Origin of the sequence: Sphingomonas sp. R-74633, from assembly GCF_013416555.1 — a bacterium.
Classification (GTDB): domain Bacteria; phylum Pseudomonadota; class Alphaproteobacteria; order Sphingomonadales; family Sphingomonadaceae; genus Sphingomonas.
On record NZ_JACCFG010000001.1, the window covers coordinates 446,345 to 470,994 of the forward strand.

Annotated in this window: 27 protein-coding genes; 18 read left to right on the forward strand and 9 right to left on the reverse strand. The window is 66.6% G+C overall.

Annotation, left to right across the window (positions count from 1 at the left end):
• Positions 1-2 precede the first annotated feature (2 nt).
• From rpsP to HZY97_RS02225, 9 genes are all read left to right on the forward strand, one after another.
• The gene (gene rpsP / locus HZY97_RS02185) at positions 3-590 is read left to right on the forward strand and encodes a 30S ribosomal protein S16 (RefSeq protein WP_180140147.1); all 588 of its coding nucleotides are present in this window, start codon (positions 3-5) and stop codon (positions 588-590) included.
• Between the two features lie 3 nt (positions 591-593).
• Positions 594-1,085: a ribosome maturation factor RimM gene (rimM, locus tag HZY97_RS02190; protein WP_180140149.1), complete on the forward strand. Its 492-nt coding sequence runs from the start codon at positions 594-596 to the stop codon at positions 1,083-1,085.
• Complete coding sequence (locus tag HZY97_RS02195) at positions 1,082-1,807, forward strand: metallophosphoesterase (RefSeq protein WP_180140151.1); 726 nt, start codon at positions 1,082-1,084, stop codon at positions 1,805-1,807. The genes rimM and HZY97_RS02195 overlap by 4 nt, the downstream gene beginning before the upstream one ends.
• An 82-nt stretch (positions 1,808-1,889) precedes the next feature.
• Positions 1,890-2,228, forward strand: coding sequence for a hypothetical protein (locus HZY97_RS02200; RefSeq protein ID WP_180140153.1), 339 nt, complete (start codon positions 1,890-1,892; stop codon positions 2,226-2,228).
• Between the two features lie 57 nt (positions 2,229-2,285).
• A complete protein-coding gene (locus HZY97_RS02205; protein ID WP_180140155.1) occupies positions 2,286-3,671 on the forward strand; it encodes a sulfatase-like hydrolase/transferase in 1,386 nt (461 codons plus the stop codon).
• A gap of 12 nt (positions 3,672-3,683) precedes the next feature.
• Complete coding sequence (locus HZY97_RS02210; protein ID WP_180140157.1) at positions 3,684-5,201, forward strand: serine hydrolase; 1,518 nt, start codon at positions 3,684-3,686, stop codon at positions 5,199-5,201.
• Between the two features lie 33 nt (positions 5,202-5,234).
• A complete protein-coding gene (locus HZY97_RS02215) occupies positions 5,235-5,804 on the forward strand; it encodes a hypothetical protein (protein WP_180140158.1) in 570 nt (189 codons plus the stop codon).
• Positions 5,805-5,818: 14 nt separating this feature from the next.
• Complete coding sequence (locus HZY97_RS02220; protein ID WP_180140159.1) at positions 5,819-6,640, forward strand: TIGR04222 domain-containing membrane protein; 822 nt, start codon at positions 5,819-5,821, stop codon at positions 6,638-6,640.
• A 16-nt stretch (positions 6,641-6,656) separates the two neighbouring features.
• A complete protein-coding gene (locus HZY97_RS02225) occupies positions 6,657-6,974 on the forward strand; it encodes a hypothetical protein (protein ID WP_180140160.1) in 318 nt (105 codons plus the stop codon).
• On the opposite strand, the gene HZY97_RS02230 is transcribed toward HZY97_RS02225, so the two are convergent.
• Positions 6,971-7,873 carry an NAD(P)/FAD-dependent oxidoreductase gene (locus HZY97_RS02230; protein WP_373684263.1) on the reverse strand — a complete coding sequence of 301 codons (903 nt, stop codon included), beginning with the start codon at positions 7,871-7,873 and terminating at the stop codon, positions 6,971-6,973. The two genes, HZY97_RS02225 and HZY97_RS02230, sit on opposite strands and share 4 nt — an antisense overlap.
• Before the next feature lie 34 nt (positions 7,874-7,907).
• On the opposite strand from HZY97_RS02230, the gene trmD reads away from it, so the two are divergent.
• Positions 7,908-8,642, forward strand: coding sequence for a tRNA (guanosine(37)-N1)-methyltransferase TrmD (gene trmD, locus HZY97_RS02235; RefSeq protein WP_180140162.1), 735 nt, complete (start codon positions 7,908-7,910; stop codon positions 8,640-8,642).
• The gene (rplS, locus tag HZY97_RS02240; RefSeq protein ID WP_180140164.1) at positions 8,642-9,031 is read left to right on the forward strand and encodes a 50S ribosomal protein L19; all 390 of its coding nucleotides are present in this window, start codon (positions 8,642-8,644) and stop codon (positions 9,029-9,031) included. Before trmD ends, rplS begins: the two co-directional genes overlap by 1 nt.
• 167 nt (positions 9,032-9,198) lie before the next feature.
• On the opposite strand, the gene HZY97_RS02245 is transcribed toward rplS, so the two are convergent.
• Positions 9,199-9,651 carry a PA2169 family four-helix-bundle protein gene (locus tag HZY97_RS02245; protein ID WP_180140166.1) on the reverse strand — a complete coding sequence of 151 codons (453 nt, stop codon included), beginning with the start codon at positions 9,649-9,651 and terminating at the stop codon, positions 9,199-9,201.
• An 81-nt stretch (positions 9,652-9,732) separates the two neighbouring features.
• Positions 9,733-10,110: a VOC family protein gene (locus tag HZY97_RS02250; RefSeq protein WP_180140168.1), complete on the reverse strand. Its 378-nt coding sequence runs from the start codon at positions 10,108-10,110 to the stop codon at positions 9,733-9,735.
• 78 nt (positions 10,111-10,188) lie between these two features.
• Between HZY97_RS02250 and soxR the strand changes: the two genes are divergently transcribed.
• Together soxR and HZY97_RS02260 are read left to right on the forward strand one after the other, a co-directional pair.
• Positions 10,189-10,656, forward strand: a complete 468-nt coding sequence (gene soxR, locus HZY97_RS02255) for a redox-sensitive transcriptional activator SoxR (RefSeq protein WP_180140170.1) — start codon at positions 10,189-10,191, stop codon at positions 10,654-10,656.
• Between the two features lie 178 nt (positions 10,657-10,834).
• Positions 10,835-13,054 (forward strand): S9 family peptidase, encoded by a 2,220-nt coding sequence (locus tag HZY97_RS02260; protein ID WP_180140172.1) that lies wholly within the window; start codon positions 10,835-10,837, stop codon positions 13,052-13,054.
• A 21-nt stretch (positions 13,055-13,075) separates the two neighbouring features.
• On the opposite strand, the gene HZY97_RS02265 is transcribed toward HZY97_RS02260, so the two are convergent.
• Positions 13,076-14,536, reverse strand: a complete 1,461-nt coding sequence (locus HZY97_RS02265) for a patatin-like phospholipase family protein (RefSeq protein WP_180140174.1) — start codon at positions 14,534-14,536, stop codon at positions 13,076-13,078.
• Positions 14,537-14,703: 167 nt separating this feature from the next.
• Here HZY97_RS02265 and HZY97_RS02270 point away from each other — a divergent pair, with 167 nt between their 5' ends.
• Together HZY97_RS02270 and HZY97_RS02275 are read left to right on the forward strand one after the other, a co-directional pair.
• Positions 14,704-15,732: an aspartate-semialdehyde dehydrogenase gene (locus HZY97_RS02270; RefSeq protein WP_180140181.1), complete on the forward strand. Its 1,029-nt coding sequence runs from the start codon at positions 14,704-14,706 to the stop codon at positions 15,730-15,732.
• Positions 15,733-15,736: 4 nt separating this feature from the next.
• Positions 15,737-16,171: a GFA family protein gene (locus HZY97_RS02275; protein WP_180140183.1), complete on the forward strand. Its 435-nt coding sequence runs from the start codon at positions 15,737-15,739 to the stop codon at positions 16,169-16,171.
• Positions 16,172-16,175: 4 nt separating this feature from the next.
• Here the strand turns inward: HZY97_RS02275 and HZY97_RS02280 are convergent, their stop codons facing one another.
• Together HZY97_RS02280 and HZY97_RS02285 are read right to left on the reverse strand one after the other, a co-directional pair.
• On the reverse strand, positions 16,176-18,011 hold the full coding sequence (locus tag HZY97_RS02280) for a cache domain-containing protein (protein ID WP_180140185.1): 1,836 nt from the start codon (positions 18,009-18,011) through the stop codon (positions 16,176-16,178).
• Between the two features lie 122 nt (positions 18,012-18,133).
• A complete protein-coding gene (locus HZY97_RS02285) occupies positions 18,134-18,781 on the reverse strand; it encodes a hypothetical protein (protein ID WP_180140187.1) in 648 nt (215 codons plus the stop codon).
• Between the two features lie 119 nt (positions 18,782-18,900).
• Here HZY97_RS02285 and HZY97_RS02290 point away from each other — a divergent pair, with 119 nt between their 5' ends.
• Positions 18,901-20,250 carry a DUF418 domain-containing protein gene (locus HZY97_RS02290; RefSeq protein ID WP_373684265.1) on the forward strand — a complete coding sequence of 450 codons (1,350 nt, stop codon included), beginning with the start codon at positions 18,901-18,903 and terminating at the stop codon, positions 20,248-20,250.
• On the opposite strand, the gene HZY97_RS02295 is transcribed toward HZY97_RS02290, so the two are convergent.
• From HZY97_RS02295 to HZY97_RS02305, 3 genes are all read right to left on the reverse strand, one after another.
• A complete protein-coding gene (locus HZY97_RS02295; RefSeq protein WP_373684266.1) occupies positions 20,174-21,652 on the reverse strand; it encodes a DHA2 family efflux MFS transporter permease subunit in 1,479 nt (492 codons plus the stop codon). The two genes, HZY97_RS02290 and HZY97_RS02295, sit on opposite strands and share 77 nt — an antisense overlap.
• 139 nt (positions 21,653-21,791) lie before the next feature.
• Entirely contained in the window at positions 21,792-22,901 is a 1,110-nt protein-coding gene (locus tag HZY97_RS02300; RefSeq protein WP_180140190.1) for an HlyD family secretion protein, read from the reverse strand.
• The gene (locus tag HZY97_RS02305; RefSeq protein WP_180140192.1) at positions 22,894-23,340 is read right to left on the reverse strand and encodes a MarR family winged helix-turn-helix transcriptional regulator; all 447 of its coding nucleotides are present in this window, start codon (positions 23,338-23,340) and stop codon (positions 22,894-22,896) included. The genes HZY97_RS02300 and HZY97_RS02305 overlap by 8 nt, the downstream gene beginning before the upstream one ends.
• 95 nt (positions 23,341-23,435) lie before the next feature.
• Here HZY97_RS02305 and HZY97_RS02310 point away from each other — a divergent pair, with 95 nt between their 5' ends.
• Together HZY97_RS02310 and HZY97_RS02315 are read left to right on the forward strand one after the other, a co-directional pair.
• The gene (locus tag HZY97_RS02310; RefSeq protein WP_180140194.1) at positions 23,436-23,879 is read left to right on the forward strand and encodes a GFA family protein; all 444 of its coding nucleotides are present in this window, start codon (positions 23,436-23,438) and stop codon (positions 23,877-23,879) included.
• Complete coding sequence (locus HZY97_RS02315) at positions 23,860-24,621, forward strand: alpha/beta fold hydrolase (RefSeq protein ID WP_257214846.1); 762 nt, start codon at positions 23,860-23,862, stop codon at positions 24,619-24,621. The genes HZY97_RS02310 and HZY97_RS02315 overlap by 20 nt, the downstream gene beginning before the upstream one ends.
• Positions 24,622-24,650 lie beyond the last annotated feature (29 nt).

The following is a 24,650-nucleotide window of genomic DNA, read 5'->3' on the forward strand; positions in this document are numbered from 1 at the left end:
TAATGGCTATTTCCCTGCGTCTGTCGCGCGGCGGCTCCAAGAAGCGTCCATACTACCGCATCGTCGTCGCTGACGCCCGTTCGCCCCGCGACGGCAAGTTCATCGAGAAGATCGGCACGTACAACCCGCTCCTCGCCAAGGACGACGCCAAGCGCATCGTGCTCGACGGTGAGCGCGCCAGCTACTGGCTGGGCGTCGGCGCGCAGCCGACCGACCGCGTTGCCCGCTTCCTCGATGCCGCCGGCCTCAAGGAGCGTACCGCCAAGAGCAACCCGAACAAGGGCAAGCCGGGCGAGAAGGCCGTCGAGCGCGCTGAAGAGCGTGCCGAGAAGGCCAAGGCCGCTGAGGAAGCCGCTGCCGAGGCAGCTGCCGCTCCGGCTCCCGAGCCCGTCGCTGAGGAAGCTCCGGCCGAGGGCTCGAACGAAGAAGCAGAGGCCGTGATGGCCGCCGAAGTCGAAGCCGCGACCGAAGAGCCGACCCCGGAGGCCGAGCAGGTCGCCGAGGCAGTCGCCGAAGAGACCCCGGCCGTCGAGGCTGCCGCTGAGGAGGCTCCGGCCGCCGAAGCGGGCGAGGAAAAGGCCGAGGGCTGATCCTTGTCGGATAATCGCTCCGTCACGCTTGCCGTCGTCATTGGTGCGCACGGCGTGACGGGCGAGGTCCGTCTGAAGGTCTTCGCCGAGGACCTGTCGGCGCACCGCCAGTTCAATGGCGGTGCGCTGACGCTCAAATCGGTGCGCGGCGGGTCGAACGGCACGATCGCGCGCTTCGCCGAAGTGGCCGACCGCAATGCGGCGGAGGCCCTGCGCGGGACCGAACTCAGCGTCCCGCGCGCGGCGCTGCCCCCGCTTGGCGAGGGCGAATATTATCATGTCGACCTGCTCGGGCTCCCGGCCGTCTCCGACGAAGGTGAGGCGCTGGGCAAGATCGTGGCGATCGACAATTTCGGCGCGGGCGACGTGCTCGAGATCGAGCGGCCGGCCGACGAGAGCGGCAAGGCCAAGCGCTTCATGGTGCCGATGATCCCCGCCGCAGTGCCCGAATGGGATGCCGAGCGCATCGTCGTGAGCGCCGCCTTCGTCGAATGACGCGGACTGCGGTCCTTTCCGACATCCACGGCAACCTGCCGGCCCTGATCGCAGTCGTCGCCGATGCCGAGGCGCGGGGCTGCACCCGCTTCCTCAACCTGGGCGATATCCTCTCGGGCCCGCTATGGCCGGCCGAGACAGCCGAATGGCTGATGGCGCGCGACTGGCCGAGCATCGCCGGCAATCACGAGCGCCAGGTGCTGACGCTGCCGGTGGAGCGGATGAACGCGTCGGACGCTTTCACCCGCGCCGCGCTGGTTCCCGAGGCACTTACCTGGATGGCGGCGCTGCCCGAGACGCTGGTGCTGGACGATATGTTCCTCTGCCACGGCACGCCCGCAAGCGACGTCACCCCGCTCACCGATACGCTCGAGGGTGCCAGCCTGCGCGTCGCCAGCGAGGCCGAACTCGCCACGCGGCTGGCGGGGCGCGGGGAGGGGCTTGTCCTGTGCGGCCACACCCATGTTCCGCGCCTGCTGGACCTGTCCGATGGTCGCTGCGTGCTCAATCCGGGCAGCGTCGGCCTGCAGGCCTATGACGACGATCACCCGCGGCCCTACCGCGTCGAGAATGGCGATCCGCTCGCGCGCTATGCCGTGATCGACGGGGTGGAGATCGGCCTCCACGCCGTTGCCTATGACCATCTCGCCGCTGCCCGTAAGGCCGAAGCGGAGGGCCGCCCCGACTGGGCGATTGCATTGGCAACGGGCCGGATGCGCTAGGGCTGGTTTTCGGGGTTTTCCCCGATCATCGCTGACCCCGCACCCTGATAGATTCCGCTCCGTACAAATCGGAGCCAAGCCCATGAAACCCATCTATTTCGTCGTCGCGCTGCCGTTCGCGCTGCTGGCCACGAGCCCGGCTGCCGCGCAGAATCTCAGCACCAAGGAAAAGCAGCGCGTCGCCCGCGCCGATCCGCGCGATCAGGACGCGGTCTATAATTGCCTGATGGCCAAGAAGAAGGGCGCCAAGACCGGCACGATCGCCGGCGGTGCCGCAGGCGTGGCCGGCGGGGTGATCGGCGGTGCCAGCGTCGGCGGGACGATCATCGCCGGTGCGGTCGGTGCGGGCGCCGGGCGGCTGCTCGGCCAGGGCACGTCGACCAACAGCTATTGCGACGACGTGCTCAAGCGCAACAAGTAGACGATGCCCCCCATCGCGGCATAGGATTGCCTCCATACCGGCTTGAGGGAGCAGGCTATGGGGGTTGTCGCGACAAGGCGCGAATTGCTGCGAAGTGCGGCGGGGCTGGGCCTCGCGGGCATGATCCCGGCGCTGGCCGGCTGCTCGGAGGCGAAGGCCGCACAGCCTCCGAACATCCTGTTCATCCTCGCCGATGACCTCGGTTACGCCGATCTCAGTTGCTACGGCCGGCGCGATTATGTGACGCCTCACCTCGATACGCTGGCGTCGCAGGGCGTGCGGCTGACGCAGGGCTATGCGAACAGCTGCGTCTGCTCCTCGACGCGGATCGGGCTCGTCACCGGGCGCTATCAGCAGCGGCTGGTGGTGGGGTTGGAGGAGCCGATCACCACGCCCAAGCCGACCGACATGCTGCCCGCCGGCCACCCGACCATCGCCTCGCTGCTCAAGGCGCAGGGCTATCGCACCGCGCTGATCGGCAAATGGCATATCGGCGGTGCGCCCGCGGCGGCGCCGACCAATTACGGCTATGATCATTTCTACGGCTATACCGGAGGTGGCACGAGCTATTACCCGCTCAGCGCCGCCAATCCGATGCCCGACGATCTGATCTCGAACGGCAGCCCGGTTGCGTGGAACGGCTATCTCACCGACGTGCTGGCGGACGAGGCGGTTCGCTGGATCACGGGGGGCTGGGGCCCCTTCTTCCTCAGCATGCATTTCAACGCGCCGCATGCGCCCTGGACCGCGCCGGGTGACATGGCGGGCGCCGCGCTATGGACCGATGCACTCGACCGCAATCGCGGCAATCTCGATGCCTTTGCGAAGATCGTCGTCAATCTCGACCAGAATATCGGCAAGATCCTGGCGACGCTCGACGCGCTGCACCTCGCCAACGATACGATCGTCGTCTTCACCAGCGACAATGGCGGGGAGCGTTTTTCGGAGATGTGGCCGTTCACCGGGGTGAAGGGCGAGCTGCTCGAGGGCGGCCTGCGCGTGCCGCTGATCCTACGCTGGCCGGGCAAGATCGCGCCGGCGACCACCTCGCCCCAGGTGATGGTGTCGATGGACTTCCTGCCGACACTGCTCGCCGCGGCAGGCGGGGCGCCCGATCCCGCATTCCCCTCGGACGGCGAGAATCTGCTCCCCGTGCTGACCGGCGCCTCCGCACCGCATCCGCGCAAACTGTTCTGGCGCCACAAGGCGGGCGACCAGGCCGCAGTGCGCGACGGCGACTGGAAGTATCTGCGCCTGGGCGGGAAAGAGCATCTGTTCGATCTCGCCGCCGATGCCCGCGAACGCGCCGATCGCTCGGCCGACGAACCTGCCCGCTTCGCCCAGCTGCGTGATGCCTGGACCGCCTGGAACGCCGGCATGCTGCCGTACAGCGCCGCCAACTTCACTTATGACGTAACCCAGGTCGACGCCGACCGGTATTGAAGGACTGTGCGCATGATCCGGTTCGGCACTGCTCTCCTCGCCGCATTCTGCTGTCTCGCCGCGCCGGCGATGGCGCAGACAAAGGCAACAGCGCTCCAGCCGCAGTTCGACGCGATCGACCGCCAGTTCGAGGCTTTCCAGCGCGACACGCCGACGCCGGGCCTCGTCTATGGGATCGTCGCCGAAGGGAAGCTCGTCCATGTCCGCGGCTTCGGCGTGCAGGAACTGACCGCCAGGCGCCCGGTCACCCCCGACACGCTGTTCCGCATCGCCTCGATGACCAAGGCCTTCACTGCGCTCTCGATCCTGTCGCTGCGCGATGCCGGCAAGCTCTCGCTCGACGATCTCGCCGAAAAATACGTGCCCGAGATGCGCGGCTGGAAATATCCCACCACCGACAGCCCGCGCATCCGGATCCGCGACCTGCTCTCGCACGTCGCCGGCTTCGTCACCGACGACCCCTGGGGCGACCGCCAGACGCCGATGCCCGAGGCGGAGTTCACCAAATTGCTTCAGACCGGCGTGCCGTTCAGCCGCGTGCCCGATACCGCGCATGAATATTCCAACTTCGGCTATGCGCTGCTCGGCCACATCATCGCGAACGTCTCGGGCATGCCCTATCGCAGCTATGTCGAGCGGACGATCCTCAAGCCGCTGGGGATGACCTCGAGCGGGTTCGAAGTCGGCGAATGGCCGATCGAGCGCCGCGCGATCGGCTACCGCTTCGAGAATGGCGCGTGGCAGGAAGAGCCGACGATGCACCACGGCGCTTTCGGCCCGATGGGCGGGCTCCAGGTGAGCGCCAGGGACTATGGCAAGTGGATCGCCTTCCTGCTCTCCGCCTGGCCGCCGCGCGACGGCCCCGATACCGGCCCGGTCAAGCGCGCCACGGTGCGCGAACTGACGCAGGGGCTCAACTTCGTCCGCATGACCCCGCGCTACGGCGCCACCGCGAGGACCGGCTGCATGCAGGGCACCGCCTATGGCAAGGGGCTGCGTGTCTCGCAGGATTGCGAGCTCGGCATGATGCTCCATCACGGCGGCGGCTATCCCGGCTATGGCTCGCACATGCTGCTGGTTCCCGAGGCGGGGGTGGGGATCTTCGTCTTCACCAACCGCACCTATACCGGCGCATCGGGCACCGCCTGGGACGCGATGTTCGGCCTCGACAAGGCGGGCGCGCTGACCTTTGCCGAGGCGCCGGTCACCCCCGATCTCGCCGCGGCGCTCGACACTGCGCGGGCGATCTATGCGGCGGGAGAAGTCACTACCGCGCAATCGTCGCTGGCGATGAACTTCCTGATGGACCGTTCGGCCGAGGGCTGGCGGAGTGACCTGGCCGCCCTGCATGCCCAGCTTGGCGCGTGCACCGCCAAGGCGGAGCCGCCGCATCCGACCGGGCGCTTGTCCGGCGCCTTCCGCTGGCGGTGCGACAAGGGCATGCTCGACGGCACGATCCTGCTCGCGCCGACCAGTCCGGTGACGATCCAGTCACTCAAGTTCACGCCTGTCCCGGCAGCCAAGCCTTGACAATTTAAATCCCCTATGTTAGTGGGAATTTAGATGAGCAAGGCCCCTGGTCTCTCTCGAGCACCCACCGACCACCCGGTCTGGACGGCGCTTTCCCATTATTCCATCGGCCCCGAAGGCGCGGAGCTCAGCTTCGCCGAGCGGCTGGCGCGCGACAATGGCTGGAGCCGCGCCACAGCCGATCGCGTGATCGAGGAGTATAAGCGCTTCTGCTTCCTCGCGGTGACTGCCGAGCATCCGGTCACCCCGTCGGACCAAGTCGACCAGGCCTGGCACCTGCACCTCACTTATACCCGCGATTACTGGGAGCGTTTCTGCCCCCAGGTGCTTGGCCGCGCGCTCCATCACGGCCCCACGGCCGGCGGGCGCGAGGAGGGGCATCGCTACTTCACCCAATATGCCGAGACGCTGCGCAGCTACGAGCAGGTCTTCGGCACGCCGCCCGCGGATCTGTGGCCCGACGCGGGACGGCGACTGCTCGAGGACCACAAGGCGCGCCGCGTGCATCCGCGTGACGCATTCATCCTGCCCCGCAGGCCATACCGGATCACGCTGCCCGTAGCGTTCGCAGCGCTCGTCCTGCTGGCCCTATGGGCTTTCTGAGGAGCTAGGACATTATGTCGCCCTTCGACCTTACCGGCGGGCCGTTCCTTCAACTCTACGGCGTGCTGCTGGTTCTCACCATCCTCGCCGGCGTCCTCATTCCGCGCTGGCTCAGACCCCAGGGCCGCACGCCCCGGCGCATCGATACCGACGATCTCGCCTATCTCGCCGGCGGCGGTATGCGCTTCGCCGAGACTGTCGCCGCCCGCCTGCTCTCGACCAACCGGCTGGCGATGGACGGCAAGAGCCGGTTCACCCCCAGCCAGTTCCCTGGCGGTACCCCCGCCGAGCGCAGCGTGCTCGCGCTCCCCGCCGAGGCGAGCTGGGGCAGGGTCGCCACCGCGGTCGGCAAACATGCCGGCCCGGTCCGCGCGCGGCTGATCGACAGCGACCTGCTGATGGGCACCGGAGAGGCGCTGCAGATGCGCTTCTTCCAGACCTTGCCCTACTTCCTGCTGCTCGGCTTCGGCTACACCAAGCTGCTGATCGGCGAGGCGCGGGGCAGGCCGGTGGGCTTCCTGACCATGCTGTTGGTGCTCACCGCGATCTTCGCGCTGATCCGTTTCCTTACGCTCGACCGCAAGACCCGCGCGGGCAAGGAAGTGCTGGCCGAGGCACGCGACCGCTCCGAACGACTCCGCCGCGCGCCTGCCGGCGGCGAGACCGACCTGGGTGTCGCGCTGTTCGGTACGGTGGTGCTGGTCGGCTCCGACTGGGGCGGCTTCCACCAGATGCGCCAGGCAAGCTCAAGCAGCGATGGCGGGAGCAGCGGCAGCGACGGCGGCGGTGGGGGAGGCGGCTGCGGCGGCGGTGGCTGCGGCGGTTGCGGCAGCTGAGGAGGGGAGGCGGAATATGGACTGGAACTGGCTCTATCTGGCGCTGCCACTCGGCCTCAGCGTGTTGTTCAGCTTTGCGGTCGCCGGATGGCGGCCGCAATGGCCGGTCTGGCGGACCAGCCTGGTCTCCGCCGCGTTCTTGCCTGCGCCGATATTCGTGCTCGGGATGCTGGTGGTCATCAATGTCCTGCTCACCCCCGCGGAGAAATGCGGTGTCGATGCCTGTGGGATGGGCGCAATGGCAGGGATGTTCTTCGCCGGCGGCGCGCTAATGCTGTTCCTGGTCGGCGGCGCGATCAACTTCGCGATCCACGCGCTGATGAACCGTTCCTAGCGCCGGATCGGCTTCCGCTCGGCCAGCAAATTGCGGATGGTCGTGGCGGCGACGCCGGCCTCGCCCATCGCATGGCTGATCTGGTCGAGCCCGCGCGCCACGTCCCCCGCCGCGAACAGGCCGGGGACGCTGGTGCGCTGGTGATCGTCCACCTCCAGGCAGCCATTCTCGTCGCCCCGCGCGCCGACCTGGATCGCCAGCCCCGAGCGGATCACCGAGCCGAGCGCGGGATAGAGCGTGTCGAAGTCCAGCCGTCCCTCGGCGCTGTCGAGCGCGATCCGTTCGCCCTCGATCGCATAGCCCCCGCACGGCCCCTCGATCCGCGCGATCCCGGCGTCGTCGAGCGCCTTGGTCTCTTCTTCCGACAGCGCATGCGCCTCGGCCGCGATCAGCGTCACATCGGCGCTGTAGCCGCGCAGGAACAGCGCCTCGGCCATACCGTGGCTGCCGGTGCCGATCACGCCGATGCGCTTGTCGGTCACTTCATAGCCATCGCAGATCGGGCAATAGCGCAGCAGTCCGCGCGCCAGCGCCGCGTCATGCAGGTCCTTCGGCATATCGGGCCGGTTGTTCACCACGCCCGTGGCGAGCAGCACCGTGCGCGCGCCAAGCTCGCGCTCGCCTACCCGCACGCCGAACCCATCCTCCAGCACCCGCAGCCCGGTGACCTCGGCCTCCTCGCGCACCGCGCCGTATTTCTCCGCCTGCGCCAGCATCCGCGCGAGCAGCTCCTTGCCCGAGATCCCGTCGGGATAGCCGGCATGGTTGCGCGTGCAGGGGATCTGCGCGGCCCGGCTCGATCCGCAATCGAACAGCCGGATGCTCAGGTGAAAGCGCGCCAGATAGATTGCCGCGGTGAGTCCGGCCGGCCCGGCGCCGATGATGATGCAATCGTCCACTTGCCAATCGCGCTCCCGGAGGGGAAAGGCTCCCATGCCTTTCGCTGCAACCGTCCTAACGCTTTACCCCGAGATGTTTCCCGGCCCGCTCGGCATTTCGCTCGCCGGCCGCGGCCTTCGCGAGGGTCTGTGGAGCATGGAAGCCGTCCAGATCCGCGACTTCGCCACCGACAGGCATCGCTCGGTCGACGATACGCCGGCGGGCGGCGGAGCAGGGATGGTGATGCGCGCCGACGTGATCGCCTCCGCGCTCGACAGCGTGGCGCCGGGCCGCCCGATCCTCGCCATGACCCCGCGTGGCAAGCCGCTGGCCCAGGACCGCGTCCGCGCCCTGGCGCAGGGTCCCGGCGCCGTAATCCTGTGCGGCCGGTTCGAGGGGATCGACGAGCGGCTGTTCGAGGCGCGCGAGATCGAGCAGGTCTCGATCGGCGACTATATCCTCTCGGGCGGCGAGATGGCGGCGCTCACGCTGCTTGACGCTTGCATTCGCCTCATTCCCGGAGTAATGGGCGCGCCTTCCAGCGGCATGGACGAGAGCTTCGAAACGGGGCTGCTCGAATATCCGCAATATACCCGACCTGTTGAATGGGAAGGGCGCACGATCCCCGAAGTGCTGCGATCGGGGGATCATGCGAAGATCGAGGCCTGGCGACGCCAGCGTGCCGAGATCGATACACGGTCACGGAGACCGGATCTTTGGGAGCGCCATGAGGGCGCTCGGATCCAGTCTCCCTCTGGCGCGCGGCGACGTAAACAGGACGACAAGTAATGAACCTGATCCAGACGCTCGAAGCCGAGCAGATCGCCAAGTTCAACGAGGCGAAGAAGATTCCGGATTTCCGCCCGGGCGACACCCTCAAGGTCGGCGTGAAGGTCGTCGAAGGCGAGCGCACCCGCGTGCAGAACTATGAGGGCGTGTGCATCGCCCGTGCCAACAAGGGCATGGGTTCGAGCTTCACGGTCCGCAAGATTTCGTTCGGTGAGGGCGTCGAGCGCGTCTTCCCGCTCTATTCGCCGAACATCGACAGCATCGAAGTGGTTCGCCGCGGTGTCGTGCGTCGCGCGAAGCTCTATTATCTGCGTGGCCGCACCGGCAAGTCGGCACGTATCGCCGAGCGCCGCGATCCGCGCCCGAGCGAGGTCGCCGCAGCCGAGTAAGCTTCGGCTTCACGGAACAAGAAAAGGGCGCGGTGGCATGGCTACCGCGCCCTTTTTCTTTTCCACCCGTCACCCTGAATTTGTTTCAGGGTCCAATTCTCCACAGGCGATATCGCTGGAGGAGGGTTGGATGCTGAAACAAGTTCAGCATGACGAAGGCAGTGCGGTCACGCCTCGGCTTTCAGCAGGTCGCGCAGCTTCTTCGTCGTATCGTGCCCCTTGAGCACCGACGTATAGCATTCGCGCACCACGCCCAGCGCGCCGGGCGACATGCGATCGTCCTCGAGCACCCGGTCGAACTCTTCCTTCAGATAGTCCTCGCCGCGCTCGATCTCGCTCAGGATCGCCTCGTCGCCGCCGCCCAGCACACGGCGGAAATCCTCCACGCGGCGGTGGACCGTCGCGGCGGCCGAGCCATATTCGGCGGGCGTGCCGCCCAGCTCGCGGCTCTTCTCCGATAGTGCTTCGACCACGCGCTGGCGTTCGTCGGCCATGTCGGCGAAGAACTGCTGGAAGCGGCCGGCATCGGCGTGCTTTGCTGAATGCTCATAGCCGCGCACGCTGTCGATGGTGGTGACGATCAGGTCGTCGAGCTTGGACACGTCATGGTTGGTGGTCACGCGGGTTCTCCTTGAAACTTCTTGCAGGGAGAACCCGGCGCGCGTCCGCGAGTTGCCGAAAATTGATGGTTAGCCAGGCATTTACGCGTAGCTGACGATCTCGAACTCGGTACCGTCATGATCGAGGAAGTAGAAGCGGCGCCCCGGATCATAGTCGCCATGCGCGAAGGGGATCAGCCCGGCGGTGACCACCCGCCGCTCGATCTCGTCGAGATCGTCGACCAGGATGCCGACATGATTGAGCGGCCGGCCCTTCTCGAAGATCGCCTGGTCGGGCGTCTCGGGTGGCGTGTAGACCGCCAGATAGGTGCGGTCGTCGCCCACATGGATGGTGCGACCGCCGTCCCGTGCCGGGCCTTCCCAGCGGATGTGCCAGTCGAACAAATCGCCGAGCAATTTCGCGGCGCGCTCGGGGCTGCGCACGGTCACGTTGACGTGCTCGATATAGGGCTGGGGCATGGATTTCCTTTCCGATTGGATGCCATGCCGTGAGCAGCTACAACCTCAACCTAGGTTGAGGTCAAGCGGGAAATTGCAGTGCGCGGAAACGAGCTTCTGACGATCGGCGAGCTGGCGGCGCGCACCGGCATCGCGGTGTCGGCGGTGCGCTTCTACGAGGGGAAGGGGATCGTCCATCCGATCCGCACCGGCGGCAATCAGCGCCGTTTCCTGCGCTCGGACATCCGCCGCATCTCCTTTGCGCTGATCGCCCAACAACTGGGCCTGACGCTGCCGCAGATCGCCGAGGAGCTGACCAGGCTGCCCGAGGGGCGCACGCCCACCTCCGAGGATTGGGAGCGGATCAGCCGCGGCATCCGCCAGCGGATCGAAGTGCAGATCGCCCGCCTGCAGCGCACGCTCGACGATCTCGACGGCTGTATCGGCTGCGGCTGCCTGAGCCTGAAGAAATGCGCGCTCTACAATCCCGAAGACCGCGCCGCGGCGAACGGGGCGGGCCCGCGCTTCATCCTCGTCTCGCGCAAGGTGGCGCTGGGGCTGGATTGAGCATGGTGCGGCTTTCCTACACGCCTCGGACCTGCCATAGCCTATCGGAACATAGTAGGAACAGCATCACCCGTTTTTATGCATCACAAGCGCGAACTTTGTGAAATTTCACCGCCGCACGGGGGCTTTACCGCGCGCGTCTGCGCCGCGATAACGCGCCCCAAGGAGATCCGGGGTTATGCAGAAATGGTTGGTCGGGCTTGCGATGCTGGGAGCGCCGTTGATGGCAAATGAAGCACTGGCGCAAACCAAGGGGCTCACGCTCGAGCGCGTGTTCGCCAGTCCCGATCTGAACGGTCCGCAGCCGCGCGCCGCCAAGCTCTCGCCGGACGGCAAATTCCTCACGTTGCTGCGCAACCGCGCCGACGAGAAGGAACGGTTCGACCTCTGGGCGATGGACACGCGCACCGGCGAATGGCGGATGCTGGTCGATTCGAAGAAGTTCGGCACCGGCACCGAACTGTCCGAAGCCGAAAAGATGCAGCGCGAGCGCGCCCGCATCGCCGGCAGCAAGGGCATCATCGCCTATGACTGGGCGCCCGACAGCAAGTCGGTGCTCGTGCCGCTCGAAGGCGAGCTCTACCGCGCCGGTCTCGACGGCGGCGTCGCCAAGCTGCCCGCCAAGGCGGGGCCCAAGCTCAATGCCGAGATCAGCCCGGCGGGTGGTTTCGTGTCGTACGTGCAGGACCAGAATTTGGTCGTGATGGGCTTGGGCGCAGGCAATCCGCGCGCGATCACCGATGACGGCGAAGGCACCGTCCATTGGGGTGAGGCCGAGTTCGTCGCCCAGGAGGAAATGGCGCGCTTCAAGGGCTATTGGTGGGCGCCGAACGATCGCTACGTCGCGGTCGAGCGCTTCGACGAAGCCCCCGTCGGCGTCGTCACCCGCGCCGCGATCGGCGCCGAGGGTACGCAGCTTTTCCAGCAGCGCTACCCCAAGGCCGGCACGCCCAACGCCAATGTCGAACTCTACGTCATGGACCCGAACGGCGACCACAAGGTCGGCGTCGACCTCGGCACCGACAAGGACATCTACCTCGCCCGCGTCGACTGGTCGAAGGACGGCAAGACGCTCTACGTCCAGCGCGAGAATCGCGAGCAGACCGTCCTCGACCTGCTCCAGGTCGATCCCGCCACCGGCAAGTCGGTCGTGCTGTTCAGCGAGAAGGCGCGCGCCAAGAGCTGGGTCAACCTGTCGACCGCGCTGACCCCGCTCGATGATGGCAGCCTGCTCTGGTGGTCCGAGCGCGACGGCCATGGCCATCTCTACCGCTTCGCCAAGGGCAAGTTCGCCCAGATCACCAAGGGCGATTGGGAAGTCGCTCCTGACGTGGTCGGCGTCGACGAGGCCAAGAGCCGCGTCTTCTTCGTCGGCAACAAGGACGGCGTGCTCGAGCGCCACCTTTATTCGGCTGACTATAAGAAGGGCGGGGCGATCACGCGCCTCACCGAAGCCGGCTGGTGGAACGAGGCGACGATGGACCCCTCGGGCACCCGCGCGATCGTCAAGCGCTCGAACCCGAACCAGCCCGCCCAGACCTATCTGGCCGACGCGTCGGGCAAGCGCATCGCCTGGGTGAACGAGAATGCGGTCACCGCCGCCGATCACCCCTATAACCCCTATCTCGCGGCGCATCGCGAGCGCAGCTTCGGCACGATCAAGGCGGCCGACGGCTCGGAGCTGCACTGGGAGATGATCACGCCCAAGCTGGAGCCGGGCAAGAAATACCCGGTGTTCTTCCAGCATTATGGCGGCCCGCATGCGCAGCAGGTGAGCAAGGCCTGGGGCGGCTCGCTCGAGCAATATCTCGTCTCGCGCGGCTATATCTGGTTCCAGCTCGACAATCGCGGCTCGGCCAATCGCGGCGTCGAATTCGAGAGCCAGATCTGGCACGCAATGGGCTCGGTCGAGGTCGAGGACCAGGTCGCGGGTGCGAAGTATCTGAAGACGCTGCCCTATGTGGATGCCAACAAGGTCGTCACCTATGGCTGGTCGTATGGCGGCTATATGACGCTCAAGCTGCTGGAGAAGGCGCCGGGCGTGTTCGCCGCGGGCGTCGCCGGCGCGCCGGTGACCAAGTGGGAACTCTACGACACTCACTATACCGAGCGCTATATGGGTGACCCGACCAAGGTGCCCGAGGCCTATGCCGCGTCGGACAATATCGGCGAGGCCGCGAAGATCGCCGATCCGATGCTGCTGCTCCACGGCATGGCCGACGACAATGTCGTGTTCGAGAACAGCACCGCGCTGGCGGCGACCCTGCAAAAGGCGGAAGTGCCGTTCGAGATGATGTTCTACCCCGGTCACACCCACCGCGTCGGTGGCCCGGGGATCAGCGTCCATCTGTGGAACACGATCCTCGACTTCCTCGATCGCAAGACCGGGGTGAAGTGATCCGGCAGGTGGGGAGGGGCGTCAGCGCCTCCCCACTGCCCCCGGCATCGTCCCGTCGGGCCGGCGGCAGATCGCCCGCGTCTCGGTGCCGTCATAATGGCACAGGTCGATCCACGGCTCGCCCCCGGTGGCGCGGTTGCGGCCATAGTCCATCATGCATTTCATGAAGGCCGGGATGAACATCATGTTCTTGTTCTTCTCCGCCTCCTTGATCGGGCCGCAGGTGATCTTGCTGTCATAGGTCGGCGTGTAGTTGCGATAGCCGTCGGCGCTGACAAACCAGATCGCGCCGCCCGGCCGGCTGAGTCGCAGCCCGGCGATCGAGCTGACCTCGAGCTGGTTGACCATGATCGCCTCGCCGCGCTGTGCCGCACGCAGGGCATCGGCATGGGTGTCGATCTCCGACGGGTAGCCCGGCATCACCACCTGATCGGGCGGCAGAACTGTGGGCCCGTTGCGGATCACATAGATCTCCGCGCCATTGCCCGGTGCGGCAGCCGGAACGTCACGGCCGAGCAGTTCGGCGCGTTTCCGGCGGACGATTTCGCGCGCCAGCCGCTGCGCATCCGCTACCGAGGCGAGGAACACCGACTGGCGCACGCCGCCGTCATAATAGCTCCTGTACAGCTCCTTGGTCCCGACCCGCACCTGCTGGTAGAAAACCGGCACCGCGGCCGAGGCGAGCGCGGCGCCCGCCAGGCACTGCGTGGCCTTGGCGAGATCGGCATCGCTGTTGCCATAGGGCGCGAGCAGTTCCTGCACGTCGACATAGCCAAACTCGCCCGAATTGGCCTCGATCATGCCGAGCAGCACCTTGCGCGTGCTGGCATCGCGCAGCGTCGTCACGATGCACACGCCGGCCTGGCCCGCGGGCGATTTGGGATCGTAGATCTTCGGGCAGATGCGCTGCTCGAAGCGGCGCTTGAGCGGCTTGAGGTTCGCCATCGCCCCGTCGAGCGCGGCCAGCGCCTGGATGCTCTCACGATCGACGATGTCGCTTTCCCTGGCGGGCGAATAGGAGATTTCCAGCGCGTCACGGATCGCCTTGCCCTGGGCATCCTGCCGGTCGATCCCGGCGCCGACGAACAGCGATTGCAGCGCGCCGGTGCTCACGCCCGTCACCACCGCGAAATCGGGAAATTGCCGGTTCTCGACGAGCTGGTTCATCAGCCCTACGCCGAACGCCCCCCATTGCCCGCCGCCCGAGAGCAACAATACCGGGCGATCCGGCCTGGGCGGCGCGTTCAAATTGGCGGGATCGTCCAGCTGCGCAAGCTCGGCGGCGGCGAGGCGGTTGGCGAGCTCGCGCTCGGCAGGGGGCAGCGTCTCGAGATCGAGCGCGCGGATCTGGCGCTCGAGCGGAGTCATCTCGATCGGGTGGATGAACGACGAGAAATTGGCGCAGTCCATCTTGAGCGCGCCCTTGAAGGCGCAGCTGCCCAGGCTCAGTCCCATCAGGACGATCAAGACTATCCGCCGCATCGCTCTGGCCCCCTCTGGCTTTCGCGGTGGAAGGTAACAAAATTACGCAAAACCTGTCTTGGACGAAATCGACCAAAAGCGCAGCAATCGCCGCGAAGAAGCAGCGCTTGCTTGCATGCCGCGCCGCACAAGCGTAGCGCGGCCCCGGTTTCACTCTGGAGTATGTGATGGGCTACCGTGTCGTCGTCGCAGGCGCCACCGGCAATGTCGGGCGCGAAATGTTGAACATCCTCGCCGAGCGGGAATTCCCGATCGACGAGCTCGCCGTGCTGGCCTCGTCGCGCAGCCAGGGCGACATGGTCGACTTCGGCGACACCGGCAAACAGTATAAAGTCCAGAACATCGATAACTTCGATCCGACCGGCTGGGACATGGCGCTGTTCGCGATCGGCTCGGAGGGCTCGAAGCTCCACGCCCCGCGCTTCGCCGCCGCCGGCTGCACGGTGATCGACAATGCGTCGCTCTACCGCATGGACCCGGACGTGCCGCTGATCGTGCCGGAGGTGAACCCCGAGGCGATCGACGGCTATACCAAGCGCAACATCATCGCGAACCCGAACTGCTCGACCGCGCAGATGGTCGTGGCACTGAAGCCGCTCCACGATGCCGCGAAGATCAAGCGCGTCGTCGTCGCGACCTACCAGTCGGTCTCCGGCGCGGGCAAGGCGGGCATGGATGAGCTGTTCGAGCAGAGCCGCAACATCTTCGTCGGCGACAGCGCCGAGCCGAAGAAGTTCACCAAGCAGATCGCGTTCAACGTGATCCCGCACATCGACAGCTTCCTCGACGACGGCTCGACCAAGGAAGAGTGGAAGATGGTCGTCGAGACCAAGAAGATCCTCGATCCCAAGATCAAGGTGACCGCCACCTGCGTGCGCGTGCCGGTGTTCGTCGGCCATTCGGAAGCGATCAACATCGAGTTCGAGGACGAGATTTCGGCCGCCAAGGCAAAGAGTATCCTGCGCGAAGCGCCGGGTGTGATGCTCATCGATAAGCATGAGGACGGCGGCTACGTCACGCCGATCGAGTGCGTCGGCGAATATGCGACCTTCATCAGCCGCGTGCGCGAGGACTCGACCGTCGAGAACGGCCTGTCGCTCTGGTGCGTGTCGGACAACCTCCGCAAGGGCGCGGCGCTCAACGCGGTGCAGATCGCCGAGCTGCTCGGCCGCCGCCACCTCAAGAAGGCGGCGTAAGAACGTGATCGCGGGCGGCTGCCATTGCGGAGCCGTCCGCTACACGCTGGCGCTGGACGAACTGCCGGCGATCTATTGCTGTCACTGCCTGAAATGCCAGAGCTGGGCGGGCAGCGCCTTCACCGAGCAGGCGCCGGTGGCCGAGGATGCGCTGTCGGTCGATGGGTCAGTGGTGGAATACAGCTTCACCAATCCGAGCGGCTCGACCTCGCGTCAGCGCGTCTGCGGCACCTGCCACACCCGAATCTACAACACCAACAGCGCCCGGCCCGGACTGGCAATGGTCCGGGCAGGCACGCTTGACCGCAGCGACGAACTCGTCCCGCGCGCGCATATCTGGGTGAAGCGCAAGCAGCCTTGGGTCGTCATCGCCGACGACGTGCCGCAATGGCCGGAAAGCGCCCCGATGGACGCGTTCGCGGCGCTGCTGCGCCCCTGACCCTTTAGAAGCTCGCCCAGGCGTCGGCGTCGCCCACCGGCTTGGCAGGTACCGGGCGGGTGGTCATCGCCGGCTTGAACCCACGCGGCGCCCCGGCGCGCGGGCGTTCGCCGCCGGAGATACGGAAGGTGCTCGCCTGCGCATCCAGACGGCCGACCTGGTCGGTGAGCGCGCGCGCCGCCGCCGAGGTTTCCTCGACCATCGCGGCGTTCTGCTGGGTCGCCTGGTCCATCGTGCCGATCGCGACGCTCACCTGCGAGATCGCGGTCGACTGTGCCTGGTTGTCCGCCGCGATCGTGCCGAGCAGCGCATGGACTTCGCCGACCGTATCGACGATGTTCGACAGCGCGCTGTCGACGCGCTCCACTGCGCCCTTGGCGGTCTCCACTTCGGTCTGAGTGACGGTTAGCTGGTCGCGGGCGCGCTTGGCTTCTTCCTCCGCGCGCATTGCGAGCGCGCTGACCAGGTCGGCGACCACTGCGAAGCCGCGGCCGGCCTCGCCGGCACGGCCCGCCTCGACGGCGGCGTTCATCGCGAGAACGCGCGTCTGGAAGGCGATCTTATCGAGCCCCTCGATCACGCTGTCGATGCCCTTGGCGCTCTCGCTGACGCGCGTCATCGCCTGCACTGCCTCGTCGGCGGTCTCGCGACCCGATCCGACCACTGCGATCGCCGCATCGGCGCGCGTGACGGTCTGGCTCGCCGCGTCGGCGGTGGCGCGCAGGCGGTGGTTCATCTGGGTGACGGCAGCCGAAGTCTCCTCGAGGCTCGCGGCATTGCCTTCGGTACGGCGGGCCAGATCCTCGGACGCGGCGGCGATCTCGCTCGATCCGGTCTGGATCGCGCCGGTGCTCTCCAGCACCGTGCCGATCAGCTCGCGCAGGCTCGCCAGCGCGGCATTGTAGTGGCCGCCGAGCACGGCATAGTCGCCCGGAAAGTCGGTGCCGACATCCGCGGTCAGGTCGCCGCCAGCCACGCGCTCCAGCGCGCCGCCCAGCATCGCCATCGCCTTTTCGCGCTCGACCTCGCCCAGCTTGTTGCGCGCCTCCGCGGCCGCCTTGTCGTTGGCGGCGACGCGGAAGCGCTCGAGCGCGACCGCCATCTGGCCGATCTCGTCGGCGCTGCGATGCTCGGGCACGGTGATCGCGGCATTGCCGGCGGCGAGCTGCTGCATCGCGCCCGTCATCTGGGCGAGCGGGCGGAACATCGCACGGCAGATCAGGAAGCCGATCACGGTGACGAGCAGCGTGATCAACGTCGCGGTGATCGCCATCGACGAGCGAACCGACTGGATGCCGGCCAGCACGTCCGAACGCGGAATGCCGACATAGAGCACGCCGATCACGGTGCCATTGGCGTCCTTGATCGGATCATAGGCCGTGAAGAAGGGCTTGCCGAGAATGTCGGCAGTGCCGCGGTAGGGCTTGCCCTCGCCGAGCACCGCGTCCTTGGCCGGCCCGGCGGCGAGCGGCGTGCCCACCGCGCGGCTGCCATCGGGCTTGAGCACATTGGTGGTGATGCGCGTGTCGCCTGCGAAGATCGTCGCCGTGCCGCCGACCAGCGTCTTGATCTCGTCGACCGGCGCATCCCAGCCGTTTAGCTTGTGCGTGCCGACATAAAGGTCGCCGCCCTCGGCGCGGAAGCCGTCGCCCTGGTCGTGCAGCACCTTCCACGCCACGCGCATATTGGTCTCCTGGCGATCGGCCGCGACGCGCTCGGCATCGGCAGTGAGCACATGGTCGCTCAGCACGAAGGTGGCGATCGCCAGCAGCAACAGGCTGGAGATCGTGATGATCATGGTCTTGGTGGCGAGGGGCAGGTTGGCAAGTCGCTGGCGCATGGAAAGACTCGTTGGCCGGCGCCAGGGGAGCGGCGCCGGGAAATGCGGAATTTCCATCATTATAGGGCGATCGCGCCCACCGATGTTGCACCTGCGAAGTTACGCTTGCGCAACGATGTCGGTCAGCCGTCGCAGCTGTAATCGGGCGGGTAGATCGAGCTGCCCAGGTCCTTGCGGACGCGGCGGGAAAGCGCGAGCGCCTCGCGGTTACCGAGCTTCTCCGCCTCGCCGAGTAGGTCCGCGAGCGGGCCCGAGCAGCCACCGGCCTTGTTGAGCATCGCGACCAGTCGCGAGGCGCGGATCGCACCATCGGCGGCATTCACCCGCGCGGGCGGGAACCAGCCGATCTGGCTGATCTGGCGCTGCTGCTCGTCATAGCCGAAGTCCTTCTTGTCGACCGGGTCGATCACCTTGGTGCCGAGCAGAATCGCGCCGGCGGCCGCGGCGACGGTGCCAACGCGCGACGGGCTGGTGGTAATGCGGTTGGGGTCCGGCATCGCATAATAGCTGAGCAGCAGCGCAGCGAGCGCGCGGGCACTCTGCTTGTCGCCGACCAGTGCGAGCGCGTCGGGATCGATTTCGATCCGGTCCGCCCGGGCGCGGGCAAAGACGCCGCGCTCCTCGGCGGGAATCGTGGCGAGGGTGAATTCGGCGCCGTTCGGCGTCAGTTCGTGCAGCGCCACGTCGAGCTGCTCGATCGGGGCAGGCCGGGGCGGCGCCGCACCCAGCAGCAACACAGCCGAAATAATGGCGAGACCACGTACCAGCATAGCACCCCCTCTTCAGGCCGGTGATGATAGCGCCGATCGTCACGCCGGGCGATGACTCTTTACCGGGAATTGACTGATCGACGTTAAGCTGGCGCATTCTTTGGGGTAGGTCGCGGCGCGTGGTGGATTTGAGCAATGCCGATCTGGCGCCGGTGCGCGGCAAGGCCCGCATCGATGTGCTCGACATGCTGCGCGGGATCGCGATCCTCGGCATCTTCTACATCAACGTGCCCTATATGGCCGCGAGCGTGTGGACCTTCTCCGCCGACATACGCCTGATCGGCTGGACTCCGCTCGATCGGGACGCCTGGGTCGCGGTCAATCTGTTCTTCGCCGGCACGCAGCGCTGCCTGCTCGAATTCCTGTTCGGTGCGGGCATGATGGTGCTGGTGCGCAAGGCGATGACGCCCGACGGTCCGGTGGCGGTCGCCGATCTTTATTATCGCCGCAATCTGTGGTTGCTCGCCTTCGGGCTGTTCGACGTGTTCGTGCTGCTCTGGCCGGGCGACATCCTGCACATCTATGCGCTCGCCGCGCTGTTCCTCTTCCCGTTCCGCATGTTGGGTCCGAAGACGCTGGTGGCGCTGGGGCTCGGCTGGGCCGTGCTCACCGGACTCGGCATCCCCGAATATGGCGCGCGCGAATATGCCGCGCGGACCGAGCTGGTCCGCCAGGTCGAAGCGGGCGACACGGCGGCGATCGTGGAATGGCGCAAGCTCGCGAACCATAAGCCCGATCCGGCGCTGGTCGCACGCGAGGCAAAGGCGCATCAGGGCGGCTGGCTGCCCTATGCCAAGGAAGCCTGGAGCTATTGGAGCTACCTCGCCAGCCTGTGGCTGGTGTGGGACGTGCTCGAGGCGTTCTGCACGATGCTGATCGGTGTCGCGCTGTGGAAATGGGGCGTGATCCAGGGGCAGCGCAGCGCCCGCTTCTATGCGTGGCTGCTGCTCGCCGGCTATGGCTTCGGCCTCACGGCCCGCGCAATCGGCCTGTCCGAGACGCTGAGCTTCGTGCCCGGTCCGCGCACCCTGTGGATCACCGGCGAATTCGCGCGGATGGCGATCGGGCTCGGCCATCTCGCCCTGGTCAACCTGGCGGTGAAGAGCCGTGCCGGCGCCGCAGTGCTGGGGATGTTCAAGGCGCCCGGACGCATGGCCTTCTCGCTCTATTTCCTCCAGCAGATCGTCGGGATGTACATTCTGTTCGCGCCCTGGGGCTTCAACCTGTGGGGCCGCTTCGGCTGGGCCGAGATGGCGGCGATCTCGACGATCGGAATCGTCGTGCTGGTTGCCTTCGCCAATTGGTGGATGCGCTACTTCGTCAGCGGCCCGCTCGAATGGGCGTGGCGCAGCCTCGCTTATGTGAAGCTGCAGCCGATGCGGCGGACGGAGCTCAGTGCCCCGCCGCCGACGGATCGTTCTTCATCGGCGCAGCTGGCTTCTGCAGCAGCACCACCAGCGGGACGCTGATCGCTGTCACGATCGCCATCAGCCAATAATCGTTGAGATAGGCGATCATCGCCGCCTGCCGGTTCACTTCGGCATCGATCATCCCGGTGACCACGCTGCCCTGCACGCCCAGTTCCTGCACGATCGCACCGACGCCGTTCATCGTGGTCGCGGTGACATGTTCGCTCAGATACTGGTGGCTGCGCTGGATATTCTGCGCGAGGATCGAGCTCACCGCCGAAATGCCCACCGACGCGCCGACGTTGCGCAGCAGGTTGAGCAGGCTCGACGCCTCGGTGCGGAAATGCGGGGGCAGGCCGGCAAAGGCGAGGCCGTTGAGCGGCATGAACACCAGGCCGAGGCCGAGGCCCTGGATGAAGCCCGAAAGGATGAAGGGCGTGCTGCCCATCACCAGCGTCCAGCCCGACATTTCCCAAAGCGACGCCGCTGCAATCGTCAGGCCGATGCCCACCGACCAGCGCGGATCAAGCCAGCCGCGCTGGATCAGCTGCGCGCCCGCGAACATCGTGATCAGCACACCCACGCCGCGCGGCATCAGCAGCAGGCCGGCGTCGAACACCGAATAGCCGTAGAGATTCTGCAGCATCGGCGGCAGCAGTGCCATCGTCGCCATCATCACCAGGCCAATCACCAGCATGAAGAAGATGCCGGTGACGAGATTGCGGTGCTTCCAGAGCTCGCGCTCGAACATAGGGTTCTTGCCGGTGAACAGGTGGACGACGAACATCCACAGCGCGATCACTGCGGCCAGCATCTCGATCCAGATCTCGGTCGAGGAGAACCAGTCCTGGTCCTGGCCACGATCGAGCATCAGCTGGAGCGAGGCAATGCCGATCGCCAGCAGGCTGAAGCCGAACACGTCGAACTGGCGCTTGCGGATCGCGCGCGAGGGGAGGAGCCACCACAGCAGCGCGAAGGTCACCACGCCCACCGGCAAATTGACGTAGAACACCCAGCGCCAGTCGAAATTGTCGGTCAGATAGCCGCCGATCAGCGGCCCCATGATCGGGCCGACCATGATGCCCATGCCCCAGATCGACATCGCCTTGGGCTGGTCCTTGGGCGCGTTGATGTCGAGCATCACCGTCTGGCTCAGCGGGTTGAGGAAGGCGGCGGTGATGCCCTGCAGGATGCGGAAGGCGACCATTTCCTCGAGCGTCTGCGCCGCGCCGCACATGGCGGAGGCGATGACGAAGCCGACGGTGGAGATCAGGAACAGGTTGCGCGAGCCGATCCGGTCGGAGAGCCAGCCGGTGATCGGGATCGCGATCGCCGAGGCGACGATATAGCTCGTTAGCACCCAGTTGATCGTGTCGCGCGTGGCGCCGAGCGATGCCTGCATGTGCGGAATCGCAACGTTGGCGATCGTCGTGTCGAGGATCTGCATGATCGTCGCCATCATGACGCCGAGCGTGAGCAGGCCTTTGTACTTTACAGGAAGCGCGGCACCGCCGCCTGCCTGGGGAGCTTGCGGGCGGGGAGACGAAGAGGGGGACGTCTCACCCGCCCTAGTGGCGCGGCCGGGGGCTGCCGTCGCCATGTTACTTGCAGGGTCCGTTGAAGACGACCTTCACGTCTGCGGAAAGACCGGCGATCAGGGCGCGCTGGCTCTTGTCGTCGATCGCGATGCGCACCGGCACGCGCTGGGTGACCTTCACCCAGTTGCCGTTCGCGTTCTGCGCGGGGAGCACCGAGAATTCCGAGCCGGTGCCGGCGCCCATCGATTCGACATGGCCCTTCAGCTCCAGGCCCGGATAGGCGTCGAAGCTGACGACCGCGCACTGGCCGACGCGCATCTTGTTGAGATCGGTTTCCTTGAAGTTCGCGTCGATCCAGGCCGGCTTGTTCGAGACGATCGTCACGGCGGCGAGGCCGGTGATCATCTGCTGGCCGACCTGCAGGCTCTTGGTCTGGCTGACGATGCCGTCGACCGGGGCGACCACGGTGGTGCGCTGCAGGTCGAGCAGCGCCTTGCTGAGCTGGACGCGTGCGGCGGCGATCTGCGGGTTCTCGCCCGGCACGGCGGCGCCGGTGGCGATCTTGGCGCGCGCCTCGGCGGCGCTTGCTTCGGCATTCTGCAGCTGCGCGCGGCCCTGCTCGAGCGCGTGCTGGGCGGCCTGGAAATTGGCGCGGGTGGTGAAGCCCTGCTTCATCAGCGCGTTCTGGCGGTCGTAATTTTCCTGGGCATTGGCGATCACGTCGCGCGCGGCCTGGATGTCAGCGCCCTTGCCCTGCGAGCTCACCTGGTCGGTGTTGAGCTGCACCTGCGCCGCGGCGATCGCGGCCTGGGCCTGCGCCACGGCGATCTTGTAGGGCTCGGGATCGATGCGGAAGAGCAGGTCGCCGGCCTTGACCGCCTGGTTCTCCTTCACGCCGACCTCGACGATACGCCCGGCGACATCGGTCGAGACCGAGCTCTTGTCCTGCTGGACGTACGCATTATCGGTCGACACGCTCTTGCCGCCGGTAAGGTAAAAGAAGCCTACGATCGCGATCAGGATCGCCGGCACGCCGAACATCAGCAGCGGGCGCAGCAGGCTGCGCTTCGGCTTGGCCGGGGCTTCGGGCGCCTCGGGCACGGTGGTGCCTTCGGTCGGGATCGTGATCGGTGCCGCTTCGGTCTTGTCGATCTTCGGTTCTGCGTCAGCCATGTGCGGCCTCGTTGCCCTCTTGAACGTTGGTTAGGTTTGCGCGCAGCCCTTCGAGCGTCGCGATCAATTCTTCGCGCTGCGTGGAGCTGAACCCCTGAAGCGTCTCTTCGATCAAATCGGCTGCCAGCACGTGGAGCTCATCGAGCACCGGGCCTGCCTTTTCGGTCAGGTGGATGCGCCACGCCCGGCGATCGGCGGGATCGCGGCGGCGCTCGACAAAGCCGGCTTCCTCGAGCCGGTCGATCATCCGGCAGGCGGTGATCGGCTCGACTTCGATCATTTCGGCGAGCTGGCCCTGGTTCAGCCCCGGGCTGCGCGCGAGGATCTTGAGCACGCGCCACTGGGCAACGCTCGAGCCACTGGCCCGCGCGCGCTCGTCGAAGCGCCGGCGCATCAGCCGCGAAATATCGCTAAGAAGGAATCCCAGACTCTCGGTCATACGGCGCACATAATAAGCATAGTTATAGATTGCAATCCGCAACTCGATTGCATTGCGCGGCGCAGCAATTGCAATCAGCGAAATTGGAGAGAGGAATGGCGGAGGAAATGACCGGCGGATGCCAATGCGGGCGGGTGCGCTATGCGGTGCGGATCGCGGATGACGAGGCGTATCTGTGCCATTGCCGCATGTGCCAGCGCGCCACCGGCGGGGTCTCGATCGCGTTCAAGAATGTCGGCAGGGCCGATGTGCGCTGGGAGCGCGAGCCCGAACGCTACGCCTCCTCGCCGATCGCCGTTCGCGCCTTTTGCCGCGAATGCGGCACGCCGCTCACCTATGAAGCGCATGGCCATGACCGGATGGACCTGACGATCGGCAGCTTCGACGCGCCGGATCGTTTCTATCCCACCGAGCATTCGGGCTGCGAGAGCTGGCACAAGGCCTGGCTTGACACGAGCGACCTGCCGGCATCACGGACCGACGAGAACCCGAGCCTCGTCAAACGATGGATGGATACACTTGGCCGACTTCCCGACTGAAACGCACCGCTTCCCCAGCTTCGACGGCGTCGAGATCGCCTGGACCGAGATGGGAGAGGGGCGGCCCGTGGTGCTGATCCACGGCTATTTCTCCACCGCCGAGGTCAACTGGATCAAATATGGCCACGCCGCCAAGCTCGCCGCGAAAGGGTTCCGGGTGATCATGCCGGACCTGCGCGGGCATGGGCAGAGCGCGAAGCCGCATGACGAGGCCAGCTATCCGCGCGACGTGCTCATGCATGACGGCCTCGCGCTGATCGCGCATCTCGGCCTCAGCGATTTTGATCTGGGCGGCTATTCGCTTGGTGCGCGCACCACGGTGCGGATGCTCGCCAACGGCGCCGCGCCGCGCCGGGTCGTGCTGGCAGGCATGGGCCTCGATGGCCTCACCCACACCCAGGGCCGCGGCCGCTATTTCCACCGCGTGCTCACCAATCTCGGCAGCTTCGAACGCGGCACCCCCGAATGGCTGACCGAGGCTTTCCTCAAGACCACCAAGGGCGATCCCGAGGCGCTGCTCCGCATCCTCGATACGTTCGTCGATACCCCGCGCGAGGCGATTGCCGCGATCCAGCAGCCGAGCGTGGTGATCTCGGGCGCCGAGGACTTCGACAATGGCGCCGCGCACGAAGTCGCGGACCTGTTGCCGCACGGCGAATATCGTGAGGTCCCCGGCAACCATATGAGCGCCGTGACGCGGCCGGAGCTGGGCGACGCCATCGCCGAATTCCTCGCGGCTTGACCGGCTGGCGGGGCGCGCGCATCGTCCCG

What these genes read in the sequence shown, in the direction of transcription:
- HZY97_RS02250 (WP_180140168.1), bottom strand. Translation starts at nt 10,110, where the DNA reads ATGCCCCAGCCCTATATCGAGCACGTCAACGTGACCGTGCGCAGCCCC.
- HZY97_RS02220 (WP_180140159.1), top strand. Translation starts at nt 5,819, where the DNA reads ATGTCGCCCTTCGACCTTACCGGCGGGCCGTTCCTTCAACTCTACGGC.
- HZY97_RS02280 (WP_180140185.1), bottom strand. Translation starts at nt 18,011, where the DNA reads ATGCGCCAGCGACTTGCCAACCTGCCCCTCGCCACCAAGACCATGATC.
- HZY97_RS02195 (WP_180140151.1), top strand. Translation starts at nt 1,082, where the DNA reads ATGACGCGGACTGCGGTCCTTTCCGACATCCACGGCAACCTGCCGGCC.
- HZY97_RS02260 (WP_180140172.1), top strand. Translation starts at nt 10,835, where the DNA reads ATGCAGAAATGGTTGGTCGGGCTTGCGATGCTGGGAGCGCCGTTGATG.
- HZY97_RS02285 (WP_180140187.1), bottom strand. Translation starts at nt 18,781, where the DNA reads ATGCTGGTACGTGGTCTCGCCATTATTTCGGCTGTGTTGCTGCTGGGT.
- HZY97_RS02225 (WP_180140160.1), top strand. Translation starts at nt 6,657, where the DNA reads ATGGACTGGAACTGGCTCTATCTGGCGCTGCCACTCGGCCTCAGCGTG.
- rplS (WP_180140164.1), top strand. Translation starts at nt 8,642, where the DNA reads ATGAACCTGATCCAGACGCTCGAAGCCGAGCAGATCGCCAAGTTCAAC.
- HZY97_RS02215 (WP_180140158.1), top strand. Translation starts at nt 5,235, where the DNA reads ATGAGCAAGGCCCCTGGTCTCTCTCGAGCACCCACCGACCACCCGGTC.
- HZY97_RS02205 (WP_180140155.1), top strand. Translation starts at nt 2,286, where the DNA reads ATGGGGGTTGTCGCGACAAGGCGCGAATTGCTGCGAAGTGCGGCGGGG.
- HZY97_RS02300 (WP_180140190.1), bottom strand. Translation starts at nt 22,901, where the DNA reads ATGGCTGACGCAGAACCGAAGATCGACAAGACCGAAGCGGCACCGATC.
- HZY97_RS02270 (WP_180140181.1), top strand. Translation starts at nt 14,704, where the DNA reads ATGGGCTACCGTGTCGTCGTCGCAGGCGCCACCGGCAATGTCGGGCGC.
- HZY97_RS02200 (WP_180140153.1), top strand. Translation starts at nt 1,890, where the DNA reads ATGAAACCCATCTATTTCGTCGTCGCGCTGCCGTTCGCGCTGCTGGCC.
- HZY97_RS02310 (WP_180140194.1), top strand. Translation starts at nt 23,436, where the DNA reads ATGGCGGAGGAAATGACCGGCGGATGCCAATGCGGGCGGGTGCGCTAT.
- HZY97_RS02295 (WP_373684266.1), bottom strand. Translation starts at nt 21,652, where the DNA reads ATGATGGCGACGATCATGCAGATCCTCGACACGACGATCGCCAACGTT.
- rpsP (WP_180140147.1), top strand. Translation starts at nt 3, where the DNA reads ATGGCTATTTCCCTGCGTCTGTCGCGCGGCGGCTCCAAGAAGCGTCCA.
- HZY97_RS02305 (WP_180140192.1), bottom strand. Translation starts at nt 23,340, where the DNA reads ATGACCGAGAGTCTGGGATTCCTTCTTAGCGATATTTCGCGGCTGATG.
- HZY97_RS02210 (WP_180140157.1), top strand. Translation starts at nt 3,684, where the DNA reads ATGATCCGGTTCGGCACTGCTCTCCTCGCCGCATTCTGCTGTCTCGCC.
- trmD (WP_180140162.1), top strand. Translation starts at nt 7,908, where the DNA reads ATGCCTTTCGCTGCAACCGTCCTAACGCTTTACCCCGAGATGTTTCCC.
- HZY97_RS02265 (WP_180140174.1), bottom strand. Translation starts at nt 14,536, where the DNA reads ATGCGGCGGATAGTCTTGATCGTCCTGATGGGACTGAGCCTGGGCAGC.